We start from the raw sequence: 22,627 nt of genomic DNA on the forward strand, positions 1-22,627 counted from the left end.
TGGTTCATCGGCAAACCGTCAGGCCTGCCGCGACAGCGAGGTGATCACCGGCAGCGACTCCTTGCCGTAACACAGCCGGCTGGGGCGCACCCGCATCCTCACTAGCGACAGCAGCAGGCTGAAGCCGGCCTGATTGGGATCGATCACCGGCACGTAGCAGCCCAGTGTCGCCTCCAGCAGCTGCTCCACCCGGCGCGCCACGCCGACGAAGCCGGTGCAGCCAAGCAGGATGGACTGCGCGCCGTCGCGGCGCACCGCCTCCAGCGCGCACTCGTACACCTTGGGCACCACCACATCCATATTGGACAGCTGGTCCACCGGGCAGTCTATCGCCCGGATCGAGCTGAACGAATCCTGCAGGCCGTAAGCCTGGACGTGGCCATGCTGCATCGCCAGCGTGGACTGCAATACGGTGACGATGGAGAAGCGCTGGCTGAGCAGCAGCGCGCTGAACGCCGCCGTCGGAAAGCCGCCGACAATGGGGATGTTCACCGCCTCGCGCGCGGCCTCGACGCCGCACATGTCGAAATCGCTGAGCCAGATGCCGTCGAAACCTTCGCGCTCCAGCTGCAGCGCCGTCTCCACCACGGCCAGGCCATTGGCCAGCCAGTCTATGCGGTCCTGGATGTGGCTGGTGCCGCGCGGCAGGTTGCGCACCTCCACCTCGACGTCGGCCGGGATCACCGGGCGGATGGATTCCAGTATCGGCTGGTTGAAGGTGTCCACGCCCACCGGCACCAGCACGCAGACGCGCAAGCTCATCGCGCGCCCTCCGGATTGGCATCCACCGGCGCGTACGGCCCCAGGTAGCCAAGCTGCGCCAGCTCGTCGGCGAAGCTTTGCAGGATCAGGCCCTTGCGCAGCGGCGCGGCGGCCGGCAATGCGATCACCGCCGCCTTGCGGCCGCGCACGGCCGGGTCCAGGCCATGGTCATCGCCCGACAGGTCGCCGTTGCTGAACACATGCTGGCCATCGCCTTCGACGAAGTAACTGATGGCGTCCGGCGCAGTCGCCAGCGGATGGGAGACCGCGCTGTCCCAAGCCAGCAGCGATTCGTTCTGGTACAGCACCGTGCAGCGGCGCTCGCCGTCCTCCAGGCTCACCTTGCCCAGGTCGAAGCCGCCGGCGGTGGCCACCTCGGCCGACGCCAGCGTCGCCGGGCCGAACAGCAGCTTGCCCTTGATATCGAGCTCGCGGCGCAGGAAGTCCAGCATCGCCTCCGCGGTCTTCACCTCGCCGCCTTGCAGCGCGCGGCCCAGCTTCAGCGCCCGGCTCAGGGTGCCGCGCACCGGCAGCGCGCCGCCCAGTTGTTCCGGCGACATGATCCACATCGCCAGGCCGCCGAATTGCCCGAACTGCGGATTGGTCAGAATGGGACGCAGCATCTGCTCCACCACGGTGGAAACGTCTTCCTGCGGCTGGCCGTCCGGCGGCGGCATGCGCACGCCCAGCTCCACGCACAAGCCGCTCTCCCCGGCCAGAAAGGCCGGCGTCGGCGGCACGCCGGCGGCGGCGTAGGTCAGCATCGGCAAAGACGGCACCGCGCGGCCGGCGCCGTCGGCGTCCACCACCGCCAGCCCCAGCTTGGCCGCCACCAGGCTGGCCACCACGAAACCCAGCGCGCCGCTTTCCGGCGCCGCCACGTAAGCCAGCTTGCGCCCCTGCGACTCCAGCCGTTGCTGCGCGGCGCGCGCGGCCTCCACTGGCCCGTTCGGCCATTGCACCTGGTTGATCGCGTCCGGCGCGCCCATATAGGCCACCATCACGCAATCGCCGTCGGTCGCCTCGTCCACGTCCACCACCCGCACCTTGTCGGTCGGGTAATATTCGCCGCGCTGGAAGTTAGCCGCCAGGTGGCGGGCGGAGATCATGGTCCCGCCGCCGCCGCTGCCGAAAAAGCACGCGCCTTGCAGCAAGGGCTCCAGATCGCGGGAGGATAGTTCAAAAGCCATGGTTAGCACCTGTTCTCGCGTTGTAGTCGGCGCGTCCGCCCGGCAAGCTGCCCAGCAGCCGACGCGCCCTTTGCAGCACGGGATGAGCCGGCTCCATGCGGCCGTCGCAGGCCCGCAAGGCATTCGCCAGCGCCGCCCGCGCCTGTTCTTCCCTGCCCGACGCCGCCAGCATTCCGGCCAGGCGCGTCGCGGCCTCCACTCGGGACGGGGCCGCGCCCAGCGCCTCTGCCATGGTCAGCGCGCTGCGCAGGCCCTGCTCGGCGCCAGCCTCGTCGCCCAACGCCCGCAACGCGGCCGCGCGCGCGATCAACAGCTCTCCCAGATAGGCGCGCTCCTTGTGCGCCATCGCCAGCTCCAACGCGTGCTCGGCCAGTTGCCGCCCCTCGTCGGCGCGGCCGGTAGCCAGCAGCAGCTCGCAGCGCTTCCATGCGTAAACCGAGTGGAACAGCTTGCCGCCATGGCGCAGCATCTGCCCGCGGTATCCCTCCTCCATCGCCGCCTCCGCCTGCGGGTGCTCGCCGCGCCTGGCCAGTTCGCAGCCCTGGAAAAACTGGGCGATGCCCAGGTAGAAAGCAAAGCCGTGCCGGCGCGAAAGCTGTTCCATCTCTCCGGCCAGCTTGCCCAGGCTATCGTCCTCGAACAGGCAGGCCAGCCACACCGCGCCTTGCAGCGCGATGGCGTAGCTGAAGGGTTGATCTTCCTCCGGCCGGCGCGCCAGCAACGCCTCCAGCGCCAGCCTGGCCCGGCTGAAATGCCCCAACTGGAACGCGGACAGCCCCTCGAAAGTCAGCACCAGCCCGCTCAGGTCGAAACCCTGGGTGCCCATGCGCCGGCCCGCTCCGCCGCGCAGCAAGCCGCCGCGATCCAGGCAAGCCAGCACCTCGGCGTGATCGCCCAGCCAGAACAGCGTGTTGGCCATCGCGAAATGGGCGTCGGCCAGGGCGCTGCCGTCGCCGGTGGCCTGGCCGCGCTGCAGCATTTGCTGGGCAGTGCCGCGCGCGCGGTCCAGCTCCAGCGACATCAGCTGGCTGGTCCAGATGCCAAACAGGATGGACATGATTTCCGGCTCGCACTCCAGCCCCTTCCCCACCGCCAGCGCCGACTCATAGCAGGACATCGCCTCGGCGCTGGACCAGCCGTGCTGGGCGCTGTGGCAAATGCCGAGCTGGCGCAACAGATGGAAGTGCTCCTCTTTCGCCTCCCGCTGCAACGACGCGCCCTCCAGCAGCGACAACCCACGCGACAGCTCGCGCGCGGCAGCGGCGAAATCTCCGCCGTCGATCAGGCGCCCACCCTCGGCCAGGAGCTCGCGCAGCCGCTGGCGCTGGTCGGCGCGGGCGCCCAGCCTGCGCTCCACCACCTTGCGGCCGACGCCCAGCATGCGCGCCGCGGCGGTCTTGTTGCCGTGGCTCAGCTGCAGCGCCCGGTTCAGCAACAGCGTCTCCGCCGCCTCCAGCTTGTTCTCGCCCGGCAGCGCCAGCAGAGCGTCGGCCAACTCGCCGGCATCGGTCTGCCACGGGTGGATCTGCGGCTCCAGAAACTCGCCCAGCATGTCGGCGGTGATCAGAGGACCGTCGGCCAGCACCCCCAGCCGGTCCACCAAGCTGCGCAGCTGGCGGACGTTGCCGGGCCAGCGGGCCTGCCGCAGGCGGGATACCGCGTCGGAGGAGAAGCGCAGCGGCCGCGGCTGCATCGCGGAAAAATGATCGATCAGGGCGGGGATGTCGTCGCGGCGCTGATCCAGGCCAGGCAGACTGAGCACGAACACCGACAGGCGGTAAAACAGATCTTCGCGAAAACGCCCGTCGCGCACCGCCGCCTGCAGGTCCCGGTGGGTGGCGGCGACCACGCGGCCGGCGAAATGTTGGCTTTCCACCGAGCCCAGCGGCCGGAAGCTGCGCGTCTCCAGCACCCGCAGCAGCTTGGGCTGCAGCGCCAGCGGCAGCTCGCCTATCTCGTCCAGGAACAGCGTGCCGCGGCCGACCTGGGCCAACAGCCCCACCCGGCTGCCCTGGGCGCCGGTGAAGGCGCCGCGGGCATGGCCGAACAGCTCCGCTTCCATCAGATGCTCGGGGATCGCCGCGCAATTGAGGTCGATGAAAGGCTGGCCCGCCAGCCGGCTGTGGCGATGCAGCTCATGGGCGATCACCTCCTTGCCGGCGCCGGTCGGCCCCCATATCAGCACGGTCTTGTCGGTGGGCGCCACCCGCCGCACCAATTGCAGCAGGCGCTGGAAGACGGCCGACTGGCCTATCACCCGTTCAGCCGGATCGGCTCCGATCCGCGGCTGGGGTGCGTCATGCGTGGGAATGTCCATGGCCACCTTGCGCAAGCGGCGCGCCCGGCGGGCGCGCTCGACACGGCAGGGATTATGCCAATGCCCTTGCGAATGGCAAGCCCGCCGACGCGCCGTTTCGTCCGTGTCCAAATCATGAACCGGACGAAACCGTCCACTTCGACGGCTAGCGGACCAGGACAAGCGCAATGAATACAATCATTTACAAACTGGCACGCTTGCTGCTGTAGACAGCGGATGCCGCGCAGCCGCGGCAGGCCGCCAAGCGGTGAAAAACACACACCCGGAAATGGGAATGAACGCTCGCTACACCATCAATATCCTCAACAACAGCCAACGCACGCAGGATTTCTTCCTGTTTCAGCAACCCGCGCGCTACGCCGGCGCCGAGGGGCCGGTTTACAGCAACAGCCTTTACCACCGCGCGCTGCCGCCCATCGCGGAAACCGGGGCCATCCTGATCCTGGAGCTGTTGCCGTCTTGCTTCGCCGCCGCCCAGGCCAGAATTGAGCCTTGGCCGCTGTCCGACATGCCATCCGGCCAGGCCCTGTCCTGTCAGCCGGTGCGCGCCAGCCGCCGCGGCCAGCCTGCGCCCAACGCCGTCGCGATGCGCCTGGAGCCCGAGCCCGAGTTGAGCCCCGCCCGCCACCTGGCCGATGTCGGCGACGATGCCTTCCGCATCAGCATTCCCGAGTACGACGCCGCGCGCCGCCTCTGCAACGTCGGCCAGGCGGTGCGCACCGGCGATGGCCGCATGGTGTTGTCCAGCTTCATCGACGCCCGTCCCGGCCTCGACGTCGATTGCGCGCCGTTGCCGCTGTTCTACGCCGGCGTCGGCCTCCACCGCGCGGGTTCGGTCATCGATTTCGCCGGCTGCAGGGAAGGCGCGGCCGTCTGCGACGCCCGCCAGGGACACGCCACCTTCAACCTGATCTACGGCCGCCGCGGCGACTGGACCGTAGAGGCCGTGCAGGGCCTTCCCGCTTGGCAGGAATGAGCGTCAGCGCGGCCTCGCCGCGCCAGCCGAGGCTTCCCGGCGCAGCAACTGGCGATAATGGCCGATCAGTTCCGGCCCATGCAGCGCGTCCAGATGGCCGGCGATGATGGTGTCGATGTCCAGGCCGCTTTGTTCCAGCCTGTCCAGCGTCTTGGGATATTCGGCTAGATCGGCTTCATGCAGATTGCCCAGCTCCCGCTTCAGGATGCAGTTGCCGTACAGCACTTTCTCTTCCGGAAAATAAACGAAGATGCCGTCCCGGGTATGCGCCGCGCCCAGATGAAAGGCTTTCACCCTGCCGCCCTGCAGCTCGAAATCGCCGGGATATTCCCGATCCGGCAATGAGGCCGGCAGCGCCGGGTAATCCGGGAAACTCTGGCGGGTGAAAGCGACGATGTCGTTCCAGCCGCGGCGCATCGCTTCCGCCGTCTGCCGGGTGGAAACGATGCGGGCGCCGATCGACTTCCAGTACGCATTGCCGCCGGCGCGGTCGGTATGGTAGTTGGGATTGATCACCTCAGTGATCGGTTTGCCGGTGACCGCGCGTATCTTGTCCGCCAACTCGCGGGCGGTGTCCGGCGTCCAGGTGGCGCCCACCACAGTCACGTGCTTCGCGCCAACATACACCGCCGAGTTTTCTTTCGCGAAATAACCGTCTTCCGCCAGGTAAACGCCGCCCTTCACATGCTTGAGACTGATGCCGCCCGCCGCCCAGCCGCTGGCCGCCAGCGCCACGCCCAGCAGCGCGCCGCCAAATTTAAATAATTTGCGCATTTTGATTTCCATGAATTTTACAAATCCAGACGCAACGCCGCGCGCTATCCAATGGGAACTTGCCGCTCACCCGCCGCTCAAACCGCGAGTCCCTGCCAGGCCGCGATCTTGGCAAGATTCTAGCCAGCCAGGCCTGCCGAGGTAAACCGCGCCGGTCGTAACCTCCGTAACTCCAAGCCATGAACGCCCCCATCCGCTTCGAACTGTCCGCCCCGTATCGCCACGCCGGCAAACCCGCCCGCTTCCAGTCGCTGTGGCTGCTGGTTCGCCTCTGCCATGCCGCCCGGCACGAGGACGGCATGGTGTCGATCCAGACGCTGCGCCAGCGCTTCCCAGCCAGCCGCACGCCGCGGATGCTGGTTTCGCGCGCCTTCGCCGACTTCGCCGCCTGGGGCGTAACGGTAGGCTGGGGCGCGCCGCGGCGCGAGCCTGTCGCCCTGCTCAACCCGGACGGCCGCAGCCGCGGCCCGTTCTGGCTGAGCGCCGATGCCTGCGCCCGACTGGACTTCCTGGTGAACGGGCACGCCGCCGACCGCTGGCAACTGGAGCGGTTTCTGGGCCTGGAGGCCGAGCCTCCTTGCGCGCCGGACGCCATCGCCCAGATGGACGCGCTGACGCGCGGGCTGGACTATTGGAGCCGGCTCAGCCAGGCCATCCGCGACGAGCGCGACGGCATGGGCCGGCTAGCCGGCCCCCAGGTGGCCGCCTCCTTCCACGCCGCCAGCCTGGACGCGCGCGACGACTTCCAGCACGCGTTGGCCTTGACCAAGGAATGCCTGGCCTGGCGCCGCAGCGCGCAATTCGACGACAGCCGGCTGGCCTTGAAAAAATTAGGCCGGGTGCTGGACGGCCGCCGCTTCGAAACCGCCCAGCCCACCTTCGCCGCGATGGCCTGCGTCGCCCGCGCCTGGGACCATTACGCGCGCGGAGAAACCGATGGCGCCGAAGCCTGCCTCGCCCAGTTAAGCGGCCCAGGCGAGTTGCAACCTGTCTATCGCTACAACCCGCGGGTCCGCTTCGAGTGCCTGAATCTGGGCGCACTGCTGCACAAGCAGGCCGCCATCGCCGGGCAGAACCCGGCGCGCGCGGCAGCCGCGCTGCGGGACCTGGCCGAGGCGCTGGAAGCCGCCTACGAAGCCGACTCCATCGACGCCGCCCAGCACGTGGCGGCCAATCTGGGCTGGTGCCTGTGGCTGTTCTGGAAACAAGGCCTGACCGATCCCAAGCGCGCGCTGGCCGCGGCGGACATGCAAAGCCTGGCCATGCGCTGGCTGGGTTTATCCGAGTGGATTTGCGACCGTTTCGGCGTCGGCAACGGTTCAGCCTGGAACGTCGTCTTCCTGCTGCGCATCGCCCGCGGCGATTGTCCGCAGCGCAAGCGCCCGCCGCTGGCCGCCTTCCAGGCCGCGCGACCGTTTCCGCCGCAGGCGCTGCGCGACGCGCTGGCGCTTTCGCCCAGCCCCTTTTCCGCCGCCAAGGGTTACCGCAGCTGGGCTGGCGCAGCGGAGGCGACCTTAGAGGAACACGACCAAGGGCGGCTGCCGCTAACGCCGCTGCAACTGGCCAACTTGCTGCTGGAGGCGCTGTGGTTCGAGGCCTGGGAGCACGGACTCAGCCGCCAGGCCTGCGCCCATGCGCATCAGCTTCAGCAATTGCTGCCGCAATTGCGGCGCGGCGAGCGCAGTTTCTTCCGCGCCGAACTCGCCATGCTGCCGCCGGAATTGCTGGAGCACGGCTGAGCCGCGCAAAACAAAAGCCCGCGCGGATATCGGCGCGGGCTGGGAAGACAGACGCGAGGCAAGCGCTCACAAATCGTTGAGCCAGGCCTTTTCCTTCAGTTGCTTCAATTCGTCGCGGATGCGCGCGGCCCGTTCGAACTCCAGATTGCGCGCCGCCTCCAGCATGTCCTTCTCCAGCCGCTTGATCTCCTTGGCCAGCGTCTTTTCGTCCATCATCGCCACCGCGGCCTCGTCCACCAGCTTCTTGCGCTCCGCCTCGACGCTGTAGACGCCGTCGATGATGTCCTTGATCTTCTTCTCCACGCCCTTGGGCGTGATGCCGTGCTCGGCGTTGAACGCCATCTGCTTGGCGCGGCGGCGCTCGGTCTCGTCCATCGCCTTCTTCATGGAGTCGGTGATGCGGTCGGCGTACAGCAGCGCCTTGCCGCGCAGGTTCCGCGCCGCGCGGCCTATGGTCTGGATCAGGCTGCGCTCGCTGCGCAGGAAACCTTCTTTATCGGCATCCAGGATCGCCACCAGGCTCACTTCGGGAATGTCCAGGCCTTCGCGCAGCAGGTTGATGCCGATCAGCACGTCAAACATGCCCAGGCGCAGGTCGCGGATGATCTCCACCCGCTCGACGGTATCGATGTCGCTGTGCAGATAGCGCACCTTGATGCCGTGCTCGGTGTAGTAATCGGCAAGTTGCTCGGCCATGCGCTTGGTCAGCGTGGTGACCAGCACCCGCTCGCCGCGCGCCATGCGGTCGCGGATTTCGGACAGCAGATCGTCCACCTGAGTCGCCACCGGACGGATCTCGATCTGCGGGTCCACCAGGCCGGTCGGCCGCACCACTTGCTCCACCACCTGGCCGGCGTGCTCCTTCTCATACACTGCCGGCGTGGCCGACACGAACACGGTCTGCGGCATCAATTGCTCGAACTCGTGGAATTTCAGCGGCCGGTTGTCTGCGGCGGACGGCAGGCGGAAGCCGTACTCCACCAGATTCGCCTTGCGCGCGGCGTCGCCCTTGTACATCGCGCCCACCTGCGGCACGGTGACGTGGCTCTCGTCGATGAACATCAGCGCGTTCTTGGGCAGATAGTCGATCAGCGTCGGCGGCGGATCGCCAGGGCCGCGTCCGGAAAAGTGGCGCGAGTAGTTTTCGATGCCCTTGCAAAAGCCCATCTCGTACAGCATTTCCAGGTCGAAGCGGGTGCGCTGCTCGATGCGCTGCGCCTCCACCAGCTTGCCCTCTTTCTGATACCACTCGATGCGGCGGCGCAGCTCGTCCTTGATTTCTTCGCAGGCGCGCAGCACGGTGTCGCGCGGCGTCACGTAGTGGCTGGACGGGAACACGGTGAAGCGGCCGACGCGTTGCTTGGTCGTGCCGGTGAGCGGGTCGAACAGGGTCAGCGTTTCCACTTCGTCGTCGAACAAACTGACGCGCAGCGCGGTGTCGCTGCTTTCCGCCGGGTAGATGTCGATCACGTCGCCGCGCACGCGGAAGGTGCCGCGGCCGAAGTCCATGTCGTTGCGGCTGTACTGCATGGTGGTGAGGCGGCTGATGATGTCGCGCTGCGGCGTGGTTTCACCTTCCTTCAGATGCAGAATCATCTGGTGGTAGTCGGACGGATCGCCGATGCCGTAAATCGCCGACACCGTCGCCACGATGATGCAGTCGGGACGCTCCAATATCGACTTGGTGGCCGACAAGCGCATCTGCTCGATGTGCTCGTTGATGCTGGAGTCTTTCTCGATGAACAGGTCGCGGCTGGGGACGTAGGCTTCCGGCTGGTAGTAATCGTAGTAAGAGACGAAATACTCCACCGCATTATGCGGGAAGAACTCGCGCATCTCGCTGTACAGCTGCGCCGCCAGCGTCTTGTTGTGCGCCATGATGATGGCCGGCCGTCCCGTCTGGGCGATGACGTTGGCCATGGTGTAGGTCTTGCCGGAGCCGGTCACGCCCAGCAGCGTCTGGTAGGACAGGCCGTCGGACAAGCCCTCCACCAGCTTCTCGATGGCGGACGGCTGGTCGCCGGCCGGCGGGAAAGGCTGGTTCAGCTGGAACGGACTGTCGGGGAAAGTAAGCAGCATGGCGGGTCCGGGCGATGGCGAAAAGATTGATTTTACGCCCATATCCGCCCGACCTCACCATCTTGCGCGCCGCCGTTTGCTCCCCGCCGCCGGATACCGGCGATTTCGCGCATTTTTCCCTTGTGGAACACCGTTTTTTTGCTCTACACAGAGCAGTGACATTGTTTAAAATGCAAACAGGACGCAACGGGTGTCTACAGCAAATGATGTCAACATCTTGACCGATTTTGCGGGACGATGCCATGACGATGCTGTCCGGTTCCCTCCAAAAATAAGCGCACAATGGAGTGACGCATGATCAAGAAAATCGCAAGCCTGCTGGTATCGGCGGCGCTGGCCATGCCGGTGCTGGCGGCTTCGCCTCAAGGCGTGTTGGTGGCCAGCGAAATGGCGGGCTACACCATTCCCAGGCTCAACTCGCACTCGGCCCTGATACTCAACGGCCTGACCGGCGAAACTCTCTACGAAAAGAACGCCCACCAGCGCATGCCCATCGCCTCCATCACCAAGCTGATGACCGCGATGGTGATGCTGGATTCCGGCGTGCCGCTGGATCAGGACGTCACGGTGTCAGACGCCGAGATCGACCGGGTCAAGCACACCACCTCGCGGCTGGCGGTCGGCACCACGCTCAGCCGCCAGGAAATGCTGCTGCTGGCGCTGATGTCGTCGGAAAACCGCGCGGCGGCCACGCTGGCGCGCACCACCTTCCCCGGCGGCACCTCCATCTTCATCGAGCGGATGAACCACAAGGCCCGCAGCCTGGGCATGACGGAAACCATCTTCCACGACCCCACCGGCCTCGACGTGCGCAACACCTCGACCGCCGCCGATCTGGCCAGGATGGTGCAGGCCGCGCAGAAATACCCGCTGATCCGCGAATTCACCACCACCGAGCGCCACCAGATCGTCTCGGTGCGCAACCGCGTGCTGCAATACAAGAACAGCAACGCGCTGGTGCGCGAAGGCGACTGGGACATCGCGGTGCAGAAGACAGGCTACATCCAGGAAGCCGGCCGCTGCATGGTGTTGCAGGCCACTGTCGGCTCGCAGCCGCTGATCTTCGTGCTGCTGGACGCCGGCGCCAGTTCCGCCCGCGTCAACGACGCCAAGAATATCAAGCTCTGGCTGGAATCCCACCCCGGCAGCTGGCTGGCCGGATAGCGCAGAAAAAACCCATCCAGGCCGGCCATGCCGGCCTTTTTTCATGCCGCGTCGCCGCTCAGCCCGCAACCCGTCAACTGCGTCCACACCCAGTCGTGCGCGGCCGATCCGGCATGCCGGCGATGGCGGTACAGCTTCAAGCGATATGGCGGGACAGAGAACGGCGGCGGATACAGCCGCACATCCGCCGCCTCCGCCATGCGCAGCGCGGCCCGCCGCGGCAGCGTCATGACCCACTCGCCGCCGCCGATGATGAAAGGCGCCGCCAGCACCGAAGGCAGTTGCAGCGCCACCTCGCGCGCCAGGCCCATGCGCTCCAGCACTTGGTCCACCACGCCGCGCGGCTCGTTCCACGGCGTCACTACCGCGTGCCGCTCCGCCAGGTAGCCCTCCAGACTCAGGTGGTCCCCGATGCGCGGGTGGCCGCGGCTGGCGATCGCCACATACTCCTCCTCCGGCCAATCGAACTCCTCGACGTCGCCCGACTGCGCGCCGCCCTCTTCCGAATAGCCGAGCGCGAAATCGATGCTCCCTGCCAACAGTTCGTCCAGCGGCACTTTGCGCTCCGCCTGCACCACCCGGAAGCTGAGCCGCGGCGCCAGCGCCTGCATCCGGCTCAGAAAGCCCGGCAGCACGGCGAAAGCGGTGTAGTCGGTGGCGGCCAGCACGAATTGCCGCTCGCTGCTGGCCGGATCGAAACCGGCCCCGCGCCGCAAGCCATCTGACAACAGCGCCAACGCCGCCTCCACCACCGGCGCCAGCTGCTCCGCCCGCGGCGTGGGGCGCATCCGGCCGCCCACCCGGATGAACAGCTCGTCGCTCAGCGCCTCCCGCAGCCGCGACAGCGCGTGGCTGCAAGCGGACGGGCTGATCGCGAGGCTGTCGGCGGCGTCCCTCACCGAGCGAGTGCGGTACAAGGCCTCCAGCAGCAATAGCAGATTCAGATCCAGGCCGCGCAGATTTGGATGAATAATTTTCATATTTCACTGAAAACAATGCACTGTTTTCATTCTAATGCGTGCACTAAGATGTCCGAAACTGACATTTCAACTATTCAGGGAACACGACGCATGCAGATTTCCATCACGCCGGCCCAGCCGCAGGACGCCGCCGAGATTCACCGCTTCATCACCGAACTGGCCATCTACGAGCGGGCCGAGCACGAAGTGAAAGCCGGCGTCGCCGACATCGAGGCCACGCTGTTCGGCTCTGCCGCCAAGGCCCAGGCGCTGATGTGCAGAGTAGACGGCCAACTGGCAGGCTTCGCCGTCTATTTCTTCAGTTACTCCACCTGGCTGGGCAAGAACGGTCTGTATCTGGAAGATCTTTACGTAACGCCGGAAAGGCGGGGCGCGGGCGCAGGCAAGGCCCTGCTCAAGCACCTGGCGCGTCTGGCCTGCGAACGGGACTGCGGCCGTTTCGAATGGAGCGTGCTGGACTGGAACCAGCCCGCGATAGATTTTTATGAATCGATAGGCGCCAAGCCGCAGGCGGAATGGATACGCTACCGCTTGGCCGGCGACGGCTTGCGCCGCTTCGCTTACGGCGAGAACGCGGTCACCGCTTGATCAATCGCCGGCCTCCCGCTCCCGGCGGCGGCTCCGCCGCCAGTCCGGCCAAATATGCGCCAGGCATTCTCCGGAGCGGCAGGCCGCCTCTCCCCAGCACCCATCGCAACTTTCCAGGCTCAGGCAGTCCGGACCGCATGGCGGATCGCAATAGCCAGCCTGCCGCCGCCGAGCCGCCGGCATATTGGCCGCGGCCGAGCAACGCAGCAGACGCGCGCGCGCGATCCTGCAGCCGCGCCACGCGCCATAACGTCGTATCGCCCGGTACGCCAGCCCGGAACACCCCGACCGCCCGGTCGCGCCGCGGTAGGCGCAGCCAAAGCCCTTGCGCGGCGACAAATGCCGCTGGTACACCCGGATCAGGCTCAACGCCAGCCGTTTCAACATATGTTCTCCTCCCTGCGCGGGCATCATACCCATTCCGCAGCCGCGCTGCTAAAGTCGACGGCGAGCGCGCCCGCGCCGCCAACGAGCGTTTCGGCACAGCCGAGCCGCGCGCCGGCACTTAAGATGTGCCCACAACCTAGCCACAGGAGAACCGATATGCGCACCGCCTTGATGATCGCCAGCCTGCTCGCCCTGCCCCTGGCCGCCCATGCCGACGCCTTCAAGCTGTCCAGTTCCAGCATCGCCGACGGCAAGCCGCTGAGCCTGAAACAGGTCTACCGCGGCTTCGGCTGCGAAGGCGGCAACGTCTCGCCGCAGCTATCGTGGAGCGGCGCGCCGGCCGGCACCAAAAGCTTCGCCGTCACCGTCTACGACCCGGACGCGCCCACCGGCAGCGGCTGGTGGCACTGGACCGTGGTCAATATTCCGGCCAATGTCGGCTCGCTGCCGGAAGGCGCCGGCGGACAAGCCGGCAAGCTGCCGGAAGGCGCGGCTCAAGGGCGGACCGACTTCGGCGAGGCCGGCTTCGGCGGGGCCTGCCCGCCGGTCGGCGACAAGCCCCACCGCTATCAATTCACGGTATGGGCGCTGAAGACCGACAAGCTGCCGCTGGACGCCAACGCCAGCGGCGCGCTGGTGGGCTACATGCTGAACGCCAACGCGCTGGGCACGGCCCGGATCACCGCCACCTACGGCCGCTGATGTCCGAAATCGCCCACCGCGAAAGCCGTGTCGAGGCTGGCGAAGTCCGGGCCCGGCTGCCGCAACGGATCCGCCGGGTGCCGATATTCACGGCGACGCTGTGCCATGTCCGCAGCGGACGCAAGCGGATCTGGCTGGGCGAGCGGGACATGTCGGCCGGGGCGGAACAACTGATTCTGCTGCCGGCGGGACTGGAGCTCGACATCGCCAACCTGCCGGGAGCAGACGGCTATCTGGCCGACATGGTCAGCCTGCCGCAGGCTTTGCTGGACCGCTTCCGCCAACGGCACGGCCCCTTGCTGCTGCGCCAGCGCCCGGGGCTTGAGCTATGCCCCGCCATGGGCGCGCGGCTAGCCGCCGCCTGGCGTCTGCTTACCGACAGCCTGCGCGAGCAGGCGCCGCCGGAAATCCGCGAACATCACGCGGAAGGCGCGCTGCTGGCCCTGGCGCTGGACGGCGCCGTCGGCCCGCTGCTGCGTCCGGCAGCGCCGGAACTGGCGCAACGCCTACGGCAATTGCTGGCGCTGGACCCCTCCGCCGAATGGCGCGTGGAAGCCGTAGCCCGCCGGCTCAACCTGGGCGCGTCCACGCTGCGCCGCAGGCTGGCCGCAGAAGGCTGCGGTTTTCAACGCGTGCTGGAAGAGGTGCGCATGGGACATGCGCTGCAGCAGGTGCAAGCGGGCCTGCTGCCCATTGCCCGCATCGCCGAGGCTAGCGGCTACGCGTCAGCCTCCCGCTTTTCCGCCCGCTTTCGCCAACGCTACGGCCTGACGCCCAGCGAACTGCGGCGGACGCTCTGACATCCGCGCGCGGCTCAGTCGGCGCCTTGCCTCAGCTCCAGCAAATTGCCCGCCGGGTCCCGGACGAACAGCTGCTCCAGCCTGTCCGCCGCCACGCTGCGCTGGCTGAAGAAGGCGATGCCTCTCTCCTTCAGTTCCGCCGCCGCCTGCTCCAGGCTGGCCACCGTCAGCGCGACATGGTTGCTCACCGGGTCTTGCCCCTCGCCCTGCGCGTACGGCGACACGCCGTCATTGCCCATGATGTGCAGCTGGGTGGCGCCCGGCAGATCGAGGAAGCAGCCGGGCACACCGGGGATGCGCCAGCGCGACGGATCCGCCTCCAGACCGAACAACTGGCCATAAAAAGCTTGCAACGCCTCCACCTGATGCTTGGGCACGCTGAAGCCGACATGATGCAAAGCCTGCACTTCGATAGCCATCTCCGTTCCTTTTCCATGTGAAGCCGGCGCATGCCGGCGCCACATAATACGACAAACATATAATTAGTTAAACTAATAAAATATGCGGGAACGGAGTTCGACTCGCCGCGTCTTTTCAGCTAGCATCATCGCGGCCCATCACATAGCCACAACCCAGCCAGGCGAATCCTCATGGACGCACGACACCCGCAAGACGCCAGCGCCGCGATGGCGCCCCATCTGCAACTGATGGCGGACACCGCCGACGCCGGCACGCCGCAGGACGCCGCCGCCGCGGGCCTCTTGCTGCTGTGGCTGGGCGACGATGTGCTGCTGCGCCTGAACCAACACCTGTCGCCGCTGGGCATTTCGGAAAACAAGCTGCACGTGCTGCTGCTGTTCCGCCTGTTCGAAGACGGCAGGCTGGGCGCGGAGCCGCCGACGCCGTCCAGCATCGCCGATTATTTCGGCATCACCCGCGCGTCGGCCACCGGCCTGCTGGACTGGCTGGAAAAGCGCCGGTTGATCGCCCGCCACCCCCACCCCGCGGATCGCCGCAGCCTGCAGCTGAGCCTGACGCCGGAAGCCCGCTCGCTGCTGGAGCAGGCGCTGCCGGATTTCTGGCGCGCCTGCGCCGGGCTCACCGAGCACCTGGACGCTCAGGAGCGGCAGCAATTGCTGCGCCTGCTGGCCAAGGTGTGGGGACAGGTCAAGAACTGAGCGAGGAAAAGCGCAGCAAGCGTGATTCGTCGACGCCGACGCCCAGCGTTCCGCCGACGAACAGCGCGTCCCCCTGCCACTCGGCCTCCCGCGCCGACAGCATCAGCGCCAGCGGGCCGGCCTGGGCCTCCACCCTCATCCGCAGGCCGTCCGCCAGCGGCGTCAGTTCGACGATGCGCGCCGGCGGCTGATCGTCGCCCAGCAAAATCGCCCCCGGCGGCACCGCCGCATGCTCCAGCACGTTGTCGAAACCGATGAAGCGCGCCAACCAGGCATCGGCCGGCGCGGCCAGCAATTGCCGCGGCGCGGCGCATTGCAGCAGCCTGCCGTCCTTGAACACCGCCACCCGGTCCGCCAGCGCGAACGCCTCGTCGCGGTCGTGGGTGACGATGATGGCCGGAATGCCCGCCTCCCGCAGCAGCGCGCGGAATTCGCGCTGCAGCAGGCGGCGCAGATCGGCGTCCAGGCTGGAGAACGGCTCGTCCAGCAACAGCAGCCTGGGCCGCGTCACCAGCGCCCGCGCCAACGCCACCCGCTGCTGCTCGCCGCCGGACAGCGTCCACACCTTGCGCGCGCCGTGCTCGGCCAGGCCCACGCGGGCCAGCATCGCCTGCGCGCGTTTAGCCGCGTCGCGCCTGGAGACGCCCTGTTCGATCAAGCCGAACATCACATTGCCCAGCGCGTCCAGATGCGGAAACAGCGCGAAGTCCTGGAACATCAACGCGAAGCCTCGCCGCTCCGGCGGCACCCGGGACAAATCCTCGCCGTCGAAGGCCAGCGCGCCGCCGTCCGGCCGTTCCAGGCCGGCGATCATTTTCAGCAGCGTGCTCTTGCCGCAACCGGACGGCCCCAGCAGAGCCAAGGTCTCGCCAGCCGGCAATTCCAGCGACACGTCGTCAGCCACCACGCGTTCGCCGAAGCGCTTACTCAGGTTTCGCAGCGTCAGCATGGCCGCTCTCCTCCGGGCCGGCGCCGCCGGCGGTTTCGATGATCCAGAAAACAATGAGCGCCAGCAACATCAGCACGCAGGAGAGCTGCATCGCCGCGTCGGCGTTCGCTTGGCCGGGACGCCCCAGCCGCTGGTAAATCAGCGTGGTCAGCGTCAGCCACTCCGGCCGCGACAAAAACAGCGTGACGGCGAACTCCCCGACCGCGGTGGCGGCGGCGAAAGCCAGCCCGCGCCGCAGCGCCGGCTGCAGCAGCGGCCAGGTGACCCGGCGGAAAGTCCGCCACGGACCGGCGCCCAAGCTGCGGGCGGCGGCCCGCCAGTGCGGCGGCTGGCCGTCCAGCGACGCCAACGCCGCCTTGGCCACCAGCGGATAAGCCAGCAACGCGTAGGCCGCCATCAGCAAGCCCAGCGCCCCGCTCCATTGCGGATACAACAGCAGCAGGCCGAAGGCCACGCACACCGGCGAAGCGACGAAAGGCAGGAAGATGGAAGCGCGCAACGCCAGGCTGCGCCCGCAGGCCAGCGCATGGGCGAGGCCCAACGCGCCGGCGGCCAATACGGTCATGCCGGTGAAACGGGCGCTGTTCCACAAGGCCAGCCGGCTTTCCTCATCCCATAGCGCCAGCCAGGACGACTCCGCGCCCAAACCGCGCCACAGCACCGCCAACAGCGGCAAACCGCTGCACAGCAGCAGCATGGACAGCGCGGCGCCCAGCGCCATCCTCTCCCCCACGCTTTCCGCCGCGCGCAAGGGCAAGGGCTCCACCTTGGCCGCCGTGGCCAGCCGGCGCGCCAGGGCGGCGTAGACGGCGGCGATGCCGCCGCACGTCAGCAGCACCAGCAAGGCCAGCGCGCCGGCGTCGGCCAGATTCAGCTCGTAAGCGACCAGGGTGTAGATCTCCACCTCCAGCGTCGCGTAGCGCTGGCCGCCCAGCACCAGCGCCAAGCCCAGGCCGGAGAAGCAGTACAGGAACACCAGACACAGGCTGGACAGCAGCCACGGCAGCGCCGCCGGCCACTCCACCCGCCAGAATGCCCGCCAGCGTGTGGCCCCCAGCGTGCGCGCGGCGGCCAGCCGGCTGGCCGGCACTAGGGAAAAGCCGTCGCAGCCGGCGCGCACCACCAGCGGCAGATTGAAGAACAGATTGCCGTACAGCAGCAGCCACGGCGTGTCCTGCAGATCGACGCCGAACACGCCGCGCGGCCCGAACAGCGCCAGCACGCCCATCGCCGCCACCAGCGTCGGCATCACGAAGGGCAGCATCAGCAGCCGCAGCAGCAGCGCGCGGCCGGCAAAGCGGTAACGGGCCAGCACCCAGGCCAGCGGCACGCCCAGAGCCAGACACAGCAGGCAGCTGGCCGCGGCCTGGATCAGCGACCACAACAGCCGCCAGCGCAGGTAGTCATCGGCCAGCAAGGCGGGGTTGAACTGCAGGCCGCCTTCGGCCAACAATCGGGCCAGCGGCGCGACGGCCAGCAAAAAGAGAAAGGACAGCGGGAGTCCGGCCAGGATCAGCCGGGGCACGGCGGATGGCTTCAAACAAAAGCTCCAGGCAACGGCCAATCAGCCGTCAGCACGTCTTCGCAACCGTCGTCGTCGCGCACTTGGCCCACCTTGGCGAAGCCAAGCTGGGCGGCCAGCGCCTGCGACGGCAGATTGCCGGGTTCGATCGACAACACCAGCTTCGCCACGCCGCCGCTTTGCGCGGCCCAGCCGGCCATCGCCAGCAAGGCCTCGCGGGCATAGCCCTGGCGGCGGAATGCGGGATAGACCGCGTAGCCGAGCTCCACGTCGCCGTAGCCGTTCAAATAAGGATGGCCGGGCCGCGTGTGGAAGTTGATGTGACCGACCATGGCCAGATCGTCGCGGCGCAGCAAGGCCCGCACCGACCACGGCGCGTAAGCGGGCTCCGCCGCCATGTCGGCCAGCCGCATTTCCATCAGCGCCGTCTCCTCCATCCAGCCGTTGGCCGGGCGGCAGCCCAGCCGCGCCGCGGCGGCGTCGATGTCGCCGCATAGGCAGGATTCGAGAAAATCCGCGTCCAGATGGCGCAGGATCAGGCGGGGGCTGGCGATGTCATCGATCATGAATGAGCTTCCAGGTGAACTTGCCCGGATCATAACAGAGGCGAAACCGGGCAAGTCATCGCCGGATCACTGTCCTGACTTCAGCACCACCCGCGTCCAGCGGCCGACCCAGCCGCGCTGCTTGGCGGCCAGCGTCGCGCTGTCGGGGGTGTCGTGCGCGGCCGGTTGCTCGGCGTGCTTGTAGACCGGGTCCAACGGGATGTTGTCCATCGCCGGGTACATCCACATCCGCGTCGGAATGTCCTTCTGCACCGCGTCCGAGCGCAGGAAGGCGATGAACTGCCGGGCGAGCTTGGGCTCCTTGCCGCCCTTGACCAGCGCCGCGCCCTCCACCTGGCGGAACACCGAGCCCGGCAGCAGCAGATTGGCAGTCGGCGCGTCGGCCGGCTTGTCCTTGCTGTAGAACACCTCGGCCGCCGGGCTGGCGGCGTAGCTGACCACGATGGGCCGGCTGCCGCCGTTCTTGGAGAAGTCGGTGTAGTAGGCCTCGGTCCAGCCCTTGCTCACTTTCAGGCCGTTGTCGCGCAGCTTGCCCCACAAGGCGAAGGCCTTGTCCTCGCCCAAGGCATGGATGGTGGCGGACAGGAAAGCCAGGCCCGGGCTGGAAGTGGCCGGATTTTCCACCACCAGCAGGTTCTTGTAGGCGGGCAGCGCCAGGTCGTTCAGGGTCTTGGGCAGCGGCAGCTTGTTCTTGGCGAACCAGGCCTTGTCGTAGTTCAGCGTCACATAGCCGTAATCGACGGCGGCCGCGCCCGGCAGGCTCACCTTGCCGCCCTTCGCCAGCTCCGCCGGCAGCGGCGCCAGCGCGCCGGCTTGCTCGGCCTTGCCGATCAGGCTGTTGTCGAGGCCAAACACCACATCGGCGATCGGGCTGCCCTTAGTCAGGATCAGCTTGTTGACCATCTCGCCGGCGTCGCCGGCCTTGATGATGGACACCTTGGCGCCGGCCTGCTTTTCAAACGCGGCGAGCAGCGGCTTGTCGACGCTGAACGAACTGTGCGCGAGCACGCGCAATTCGGCGGCCTGGGCGGATAGGCCGGCCAGGCTCAAAGCGACGACGACGAGTTTGGGGAACAGCTTCATAGACAATCTCCGCGCGGTACGGCCACGGAGCAAGCAGGCAAGGCGGACGAGGTTCCGCTTCATCACGCTCCCTCCGCTGGCATGATCCAGATCAGGTTCTCAGGGTGTTTCTCAGCCCGTTTGCAGGGCACCCCCGGTGACAGGGCGACAGTATAGCCCAGATGCGCAAACAACTTAACACTCTGGCTGGTCCGCTTAATACCGGAGCGAAGACTGCCCTCTATGCTCACAATCAATCGCTTATGCAAACGGATTGCCGCGGTGAACCCATGATCAAAAGAATACTGCTCGCTTCCGCCCTGCTCGGCCTGCCGCTATGCTCGCTGGCCGGCATCGGCGCGGACGGCGCCCGCCACCTGCTGACGCGCACCGGCTTCGGCGCCAATCCTGCGCAGATCGAGGGGCTCGCGCCGCTCAGCCGCGAGGCGGCGGTGGACAAGATACTGGCCGGCGCGCGCACCCAGGCGGCGACGCCGCCGCCGGGCTGGGCCAACGAGCCGTTCGAGCGCCCCGGTCAACCCGGCCTCACCGAGGAACAGAAAAAAGCGCTGCAGCAGGAGCGCAACCAGCACGTGGTCGAATTGCGCAGCTGGTGGCTGGCCGAAATGCGCGACACCCCGTCGCCGCTGACCGAGAAGATGACCCTGTTCTGGCACAACCATTTCGTGTCGGCGCTGGACAAGGTGCGCTCGCCACAGATGATGTACCAGCAGAACCTGCTGCTGCGCCACTACGCGCTGGGCGACTTCGGCCAGCTCTTGCATGCCGTGGCGCGCGATCCGGCGATGATGCGCTACCTGGATACCGCCAATAACCGCAAGGACCAGCCCAACGAAAACTTCGCCCGCGAGGTGATGGAACTGTTCACGCTGGGCGAAGGCCACTACAGCGAGCAGGACATCCGCGAGGCGGCCCGCGCCTTCACCGGCTGGGGCCTGGACCGCGACGACCAGTTCATCGTCCGCCCGCGGCTGCGCGACGCCGGCGAGAAAGTCATCTTCGGCCAGCGCGGCGACTTCAACGGCGACGACGTGATCGACCTGTTGCTGCAACAGCCCAGCACCGCGGTGTTCGTCACCAACAAGCTGTGGCGCAACTTCGTGTCGCCGACGCCCGACGCCGCCACGGTCAACAAGCTGGCCGCCGACTTCCGCCGCAGCCATTACCAGTTGAAGCCCTTGATGCGCGCGCTGCTGTTGACGCCGCAGTTCTGGCGCAGCCAGGGCCAATTGGTCAAATCGCCGGTGGAGCTGACCATAGGCACGCTGGTGACTTTCGATCTCAATCCGCCGGACTGGCGAGTGATCGCCGGCCTGAACCGCCAGCTGGGCCAGGACGTGTTCGCGCCGCCCAACGTCAAGGGCTGGCCCGGCGGCGAGGCCTGGATCAACAGTTCCACCCTGCTCACCCGCAAACAGTTTCTGGACCGCATCGCCCGCGACGCCGCGCCGGCGCGCGACGCCTACGCCCAGGCCGACGGCAGCCTGAACGAAATGGCCGGCCGCGAGGCGCGCATCCGCCGCTTCGTCGGCAACAGGCTGAACTCGATGAAGCTGCAACCTGATGAATGGGCCGCCGTCTACGGCGTCCGCACCGCCGCCGACGCCGCGCGGCTGCTGCTGGCCGTGCCGCCGGCCAACCCCTTGCCGCCGAACGCCAGCGGCGCCAAGGCCATCGCCCAACTGCTGCTGGACCCGGCCTATCAGGTGGAATGAGGAGCCCGCCATGTTCAAACGACGCGAATTCCTGAAAGCGGCCGGCGCCGGCCTGATGCTGACCGTGCTGCCCAATCTGTCTTGGGCGCTGGCGCCCGCCGGCTACAAGCGCCTGTTGGTGCTGGTGGAGCTGAAGGGCGGCAACGACGGCCTCAACACCGTGGTTCCCTACGGCAGCGCCGACTACTACCGGCTGCGCCCCGGCATCGCCGTCGCCCGCGAGCAAGTGCTGCGGATCAACGGCGACATCGGCCTGCATCCGTCGCTGGCGCCGCTGATGCCGCTGTGGCAGGACAAGCAGCTGGCGCTGCTGCAGGGCGTCGGCTACCCCGACCCCAACCTGTCCCACTTCCGCTCGATCGAGATCTGGGACACCGCCTCGGCCAGCCAGCAATACCTGAGCGAAGGCTGGCTGACCCGGCTGTTCCATGAGCAGCCGACGCCGAAGAACTTCGCCGCCGACGGCGTGGTGCTATCCAGCCAGGTGCTGGGGCCGCTGGACGGCGGCGCGCGCGCGGTGGTGCTGTCCAATCCGCAAGACTTCGCCCGCCAAGCCAAGCTGGTGGCCGACCAGCCGCCCGGCCACGCCGGCTCGGCGCTGGAGCATATTTTGAAAGTGGAAGGCGACATCCGCCAGGCCGCCGCCAGCCTGGCGCCGCTGCCGCGCACCGCGCCGAGCGAAGCCCCCACCGCCGGCCCCAAGCCCAAGGGCGGCTTCGGCGTGGCGGTGCGCACGCTGACCGACACCCTGGCCCGCGGCGTGGACATCGCCGTCGCCCGCATCACGCTGACCGGCTTCGACACCCACGGCAACCAGCAGCCGACACAAGGACGGCTGCTCGCTGAACTAGCGGACGGATTGGCGCAGTTGAGAAGCGAGATGACGCGGCTGGGCCGCTGGGACGACACGCTGGCGCTGACATACGCCGAATTCGGCCGCCGCCCGCGAGAGAACGGCAACCGCGGCACCGACCACGGCACCGCCAACGTCCATTTCGCGCTGGGCGGCCGCGTCAACGGCGGCTTGTACGGCCAAACGCCGCAGCTAGCCGGCGTCAGCGAGGGCAATCTGCCGCACGCGATAGACTTCCGCCAAGTTTACGCCACGGCGATAGACGGCTGGTGGGGCAAGGACAGCCGCAACGTGCTGGGCGGCCGCTTCGCCACGTTGCCCTTGCTGCGCACCTGAGGCCGGCGCCTTTCGATCGCGCAGCGG

General features: G+C 67.5%; 21 protein-coding genes and 1 riboswitch. Of the genes, 9 read left to right on the plus strand and 12 right to left on the minus strand.

What is annotated here, in order from left to right:
- Window positions 1-18: 18 nt before the first annotated feature.
- From DK842_RS00640 to DK842_RS00650, 3 genes are read right to left on the minus strand one after another with little or no spacing between them, the layout of a single operon-like run.
- Window positions 19-762, minus strand: a complete 744-nt coding sequence (locus tag DK842_RS00640; protein ID WP_114059631.1) for an aspartate/glutamate racemase family protein — start codon at window positions 760-762, stop codon at window positions 19-21.
- Complete coding sequence (locus DK842_RS00645) at window positions 759-1,952, minus strand: DUF917 domain-containing protein (RefSeq protein ID WP_114059632.1); 1,194 nt, start codon at window positions 1,950-1,952, stop codon at window positions 759-761. Before DK842_RS00645 ends, DK842_RS00640 begins: the two co-directional genes overlap by 4 nt.
- The gene (locus DK842_RS00650) at window positions 1,942-4,269 is read right to left on the minus strand and encodes a sigma-54-dependent transcriptional regulator (protein WP_114063550.1); all 2,328 of its coding nucleotides are present in this window, start codon (window positions 4,267-4,269) and stop codon (window positions 1,942-1,944) included. The genes DK842_RS00645 and DK842_RS00650 overlap by 11 nt, the downstream gene beginning before the upstream one ends.
- A gap of 274 nt (window positions 4,270-4,543) precedes the next feature.
- Between DK842_RS00650 and DK842_RS00655 the strand changes: the two genes are divergently transcribed.
- Window positions 4,544-5,245, plus strand: a complete 702-nt coding sequence (locus DK842_RS00655) for a hypothetical protein (RefSeq protein WP_114059633.1) — start codon at window positions 4,544-4,546, stop codon at window positions 5,243-5,245.
- A gap of 3 nt (window positions 5,246-5,248) precedes the next feature.
- Here the strand turns inward: DK842_RS00655 and bla are convergent, their stop codons facing one another.
- A complete protein-coding gene (gene bla / locus DK842_RS00660; protein ID WP_232538564.1) occupies window positions 5,249-6,019 on the minus strand; it encodes a subclass B2 metallo-beta-lactamase in 771 nt (256 codons plus the stop codon).
- Window positions 6,020-6,198: 179 nt separating this feature from the next.
- Between bla and DK842_RS00665 the strand changes: the two genes are divergently transcribed.
- On the plus strand, window positions 6,199-7,758 hold the full coding sequence (locus DK842_RS00665; RefSeq protein WP_114059635.1) for a hypothetical protein: 1,560 nt from the start codon (window positions 6,199-6,201) through the stop codon (window positions 7,756-7,758).
- Window positions 7,759-7,824: 66 nt separating this feature from the next.
- Here DK842_RS00665 and uvrB read toward each other — a convergent pair whose 3' ends face one another.
- Window positions 7,825-9,837 (minus strand): excinuclease ABC subunit UvrB, encoded by a 2,013-nt coding sequence (gene uvrB, locus DK842_RS00670; RefSeq protein WP_114059636.1) that lies wholly within the window; start codon window positions 9,835-9,837, stop codon window positions 7,825-7,827.
- 294 nt (window positions 9,838-10,131) lie between these two features.
- On the opposite strand from uvrB, the gene DK842_RS00675 reads away from it, so the two are divergent.
- Window positions 10,132-11,001: a serine hydrolase gene (locus tag DK842_RS00675; RefSeq protein WP_114059637.1), complete on the plus strand. Its 870-nt coding sequence runs from the start codon at window positions 10,132-10,134 to the stop codon at window positions 10,999-11,001.
- Window positions 11,002-11,042: 41 nt separating this feature from the next.
- On the opposite strand, the gene DK842_RS00680 is transcribed toward DK842_RS00675, so the two are convergent.
- Window positions 11,043-11,981 carry a LysR substrate-binding domain-containing protein gene (locus DK842_RS00680; protein ID WP_114059638.1) on the minus strand — a complete coding sequence of 313 codons (939 nt, stop codon included), beginning with the start codon at window positions 11,979-11,981 and terminating at the stop codon, window positions 11,043-11,045.
- A 90-nt stretch (window positions 11,982-12,071) separates the two neighbouring features.
- Between DK842_RS00680 and DK842_RS00685 the strand changes: the two genes are divergently transcribed.
- On the plus strand, window positions 12,072-12,569 hold the full coding sequence (locus DK842_RS00685) for a GNAT family N-acetyltransferase (RefSeq protein WP_114059639.1): 498 nt from the start codon (window positions 12,072-12,074) through the stop codon (window positions 12,567-12,569).
- Here DK842_RS00685 and yidD read toward each other — a convergent pair whose 3' ends face one another.
- Window positions 12,570-12,956: a membrane protein insertion efficiency factor YidD gene (yidD, locus tag DK842_RS00690; protein WP_168191765.1), complete on the minus strand. Its 387-nt coding sequence runs from the start codon at window positions 12,954-12,956 to the stop codon at window positions 12,570-12,572.
- Between the two features lie 156 nt (window positions 12,957-13,112).
- Here yidD and DK842_RS00695 point away from each other — a divergent pair, with 156 nt between their 5' ends.
- Entirely contained in the window at window positions 13,113-13,658 is a 546-nt protein-coding gene (locus DK842_RS00695) for a kinase inhibitor (RefSeq protein ID WP_114059641.1), read from the plus strand.
- Entirely contained in the window at window positions 13,658-14,458 is an 801-nt protein-coding gene (locus tag DK842_RS00700; protein WP_114059642.1) for a helix-turn-helix transcriptional regulator, read from the plus strand. Before DK842_RS00695 ends, DK842_RS00700 begins: the two co-directional genes overlap by 1 nt.
- Window positions 14,459-14,472: 14 nt before the next feature.
- On the opposite strand, the gene DK842_RS00705 is transcribed toward DK842_RS00700, so the two are convergent.
- Window positions 14,473-14,877 carry a VOC family protein gene (locus tag DK842_RS00705; protein WP_114059643.1) on the minus strand — a complete coding sequence of 135 codons (405 nt, stop codon included), beginning with the start codon at window positions 14,875-14,877 and terminating at the stop codon, window positions 14,473-14,475.
- 171 nt (window positions 14,878-15,048) lie between these two features.
- On the opposite strand from DK842_RS00705, the gene DK842_RS00710 reads away from it, so the two are divergent.
- Window positions 15,049-15,576, plus strand: a complete 528-nt coding sequence (locus tag DK842_RS00710) for a MarR family winged helix-turn-helix transcriptional regulator (RefSeq protein ID WP_114059644.1) — start codon at window positions 15,049-15,051, stop codon at window positions 15,574-15,576.
- On the opposite strand, the gene DK842_RS00715 is transcribed toward DK842_RS00710, so the two are convergent.
- The 4 genes from DK842_RS00715 to DK842_RS00730 all read right to left on the minus strand — a co-directional run bounded on the left by DK842_RS00715 (window position 15,566) and on the right by DK842_RS00730 (window position 19,696).
- Entirely contained in the window at window positions 15,566-16,525 is a 960-nt protein-coding gene (locus tag DK842_RS00715; protein WP_114059645.1) for an ABC transporter ATP-binding protein, read from the minus strand. The two genes, DK842_RS00710 and DK842_RS00715, sit on opposite strands and share 11 nt — an antisense overlap.
- A complete protein-coding gene (locus DK842_RS00720) occupies window positions 16,500-18,065 on the minus strand; it encodes an ABC transporter permease (protein ID WP_114059646.1) in 1,566 nt (521 codons plus the stop codon). Before DK842_RS00720 ends, DK842_RS00715 begins: the two co-directional genes overlap by 26 nt.
- A complete protein-coding gene (locus tag DK842_RS00725) occupies window positions 18,062-18,613 on the minus strand; it encodes a GNAT family N-acetyltransferase (protein ID WP_168194791.1) in 552 nt (183 codons plus the stop codon). The genes DK842_RS00720 and DK842_RS00725 overlap by 4 nt, the downstream gene beginning before the upstream one ends.
- A gap of 66 nt (window positions 18,614-18,679) precedes the next feature.
- Window positions 18,680-19,696 (minus strand): thiamine ABC transporter substrate-binding protein, encoded by a 1,017-nt coding sequence (locus tag DK842_RS00730; protein WP_114059648.1) that lies wholly within the window; start codon window positions 19,694-19,696, stop codon window positions 18,680-18,682.
- Between the two features lie 50 nt (window positions 19,697-19,746).
- Window positions 19,747-19,841, minus strand: a riboswitch (TPP riboswitch).
- Window positions 19,842-19,965: 124 nt separating this feature from the next.
- Here DK842_RS00730 and DK842_RS00735 point away from each other — a divergent pair.
- Together DK842_RS00735 and DK842_RS00740 are read left to right on the plus strand one after the other, a co-directional pair.
- Window positions 19,966-21,411 carry a DUF1800 domain-containing protein gene (locus DK842_RS00735; RefSeq protein ID WP_232538565.1) on the plus strand — a complete coding sequence of 482 codons (1,446 nt, stop codon included), beginning with the start codon at window positions 19,966-19,968 and terminating at the stop codon, window positions 21,409-21,411.
- A gap of 10 nt (window positions 21,412-21,421) precedes the next feature.
- Window positions 21,422-22,600 carry a DUF1501 domain-containing protein gene (locus tag DK842_RS00740; RefSeq protein ID WP_114059650.1) on the plus strand — a complete coding sequence of 393 codons (1,179 nt, stop codon included), beginning with the start codon at window positions 21,422-21,424 and terminating at the stop codon, window positions 22,598-22,600.
- Window positions 22,601-22,627 lie beyond the last annotated feature (27 nt).

The organism is Chromobacterium phragmitis, assembly GCF_003325475.1.
In the GTDB taxonomy this organism is placed as follows: domain Bacteria; phylum Pseudomonadota; class Gammaproteobacteria; order Burkholderiales; family Chromobacteriaceae; genus Chromobacterium; species Chromobacterium phragmitis.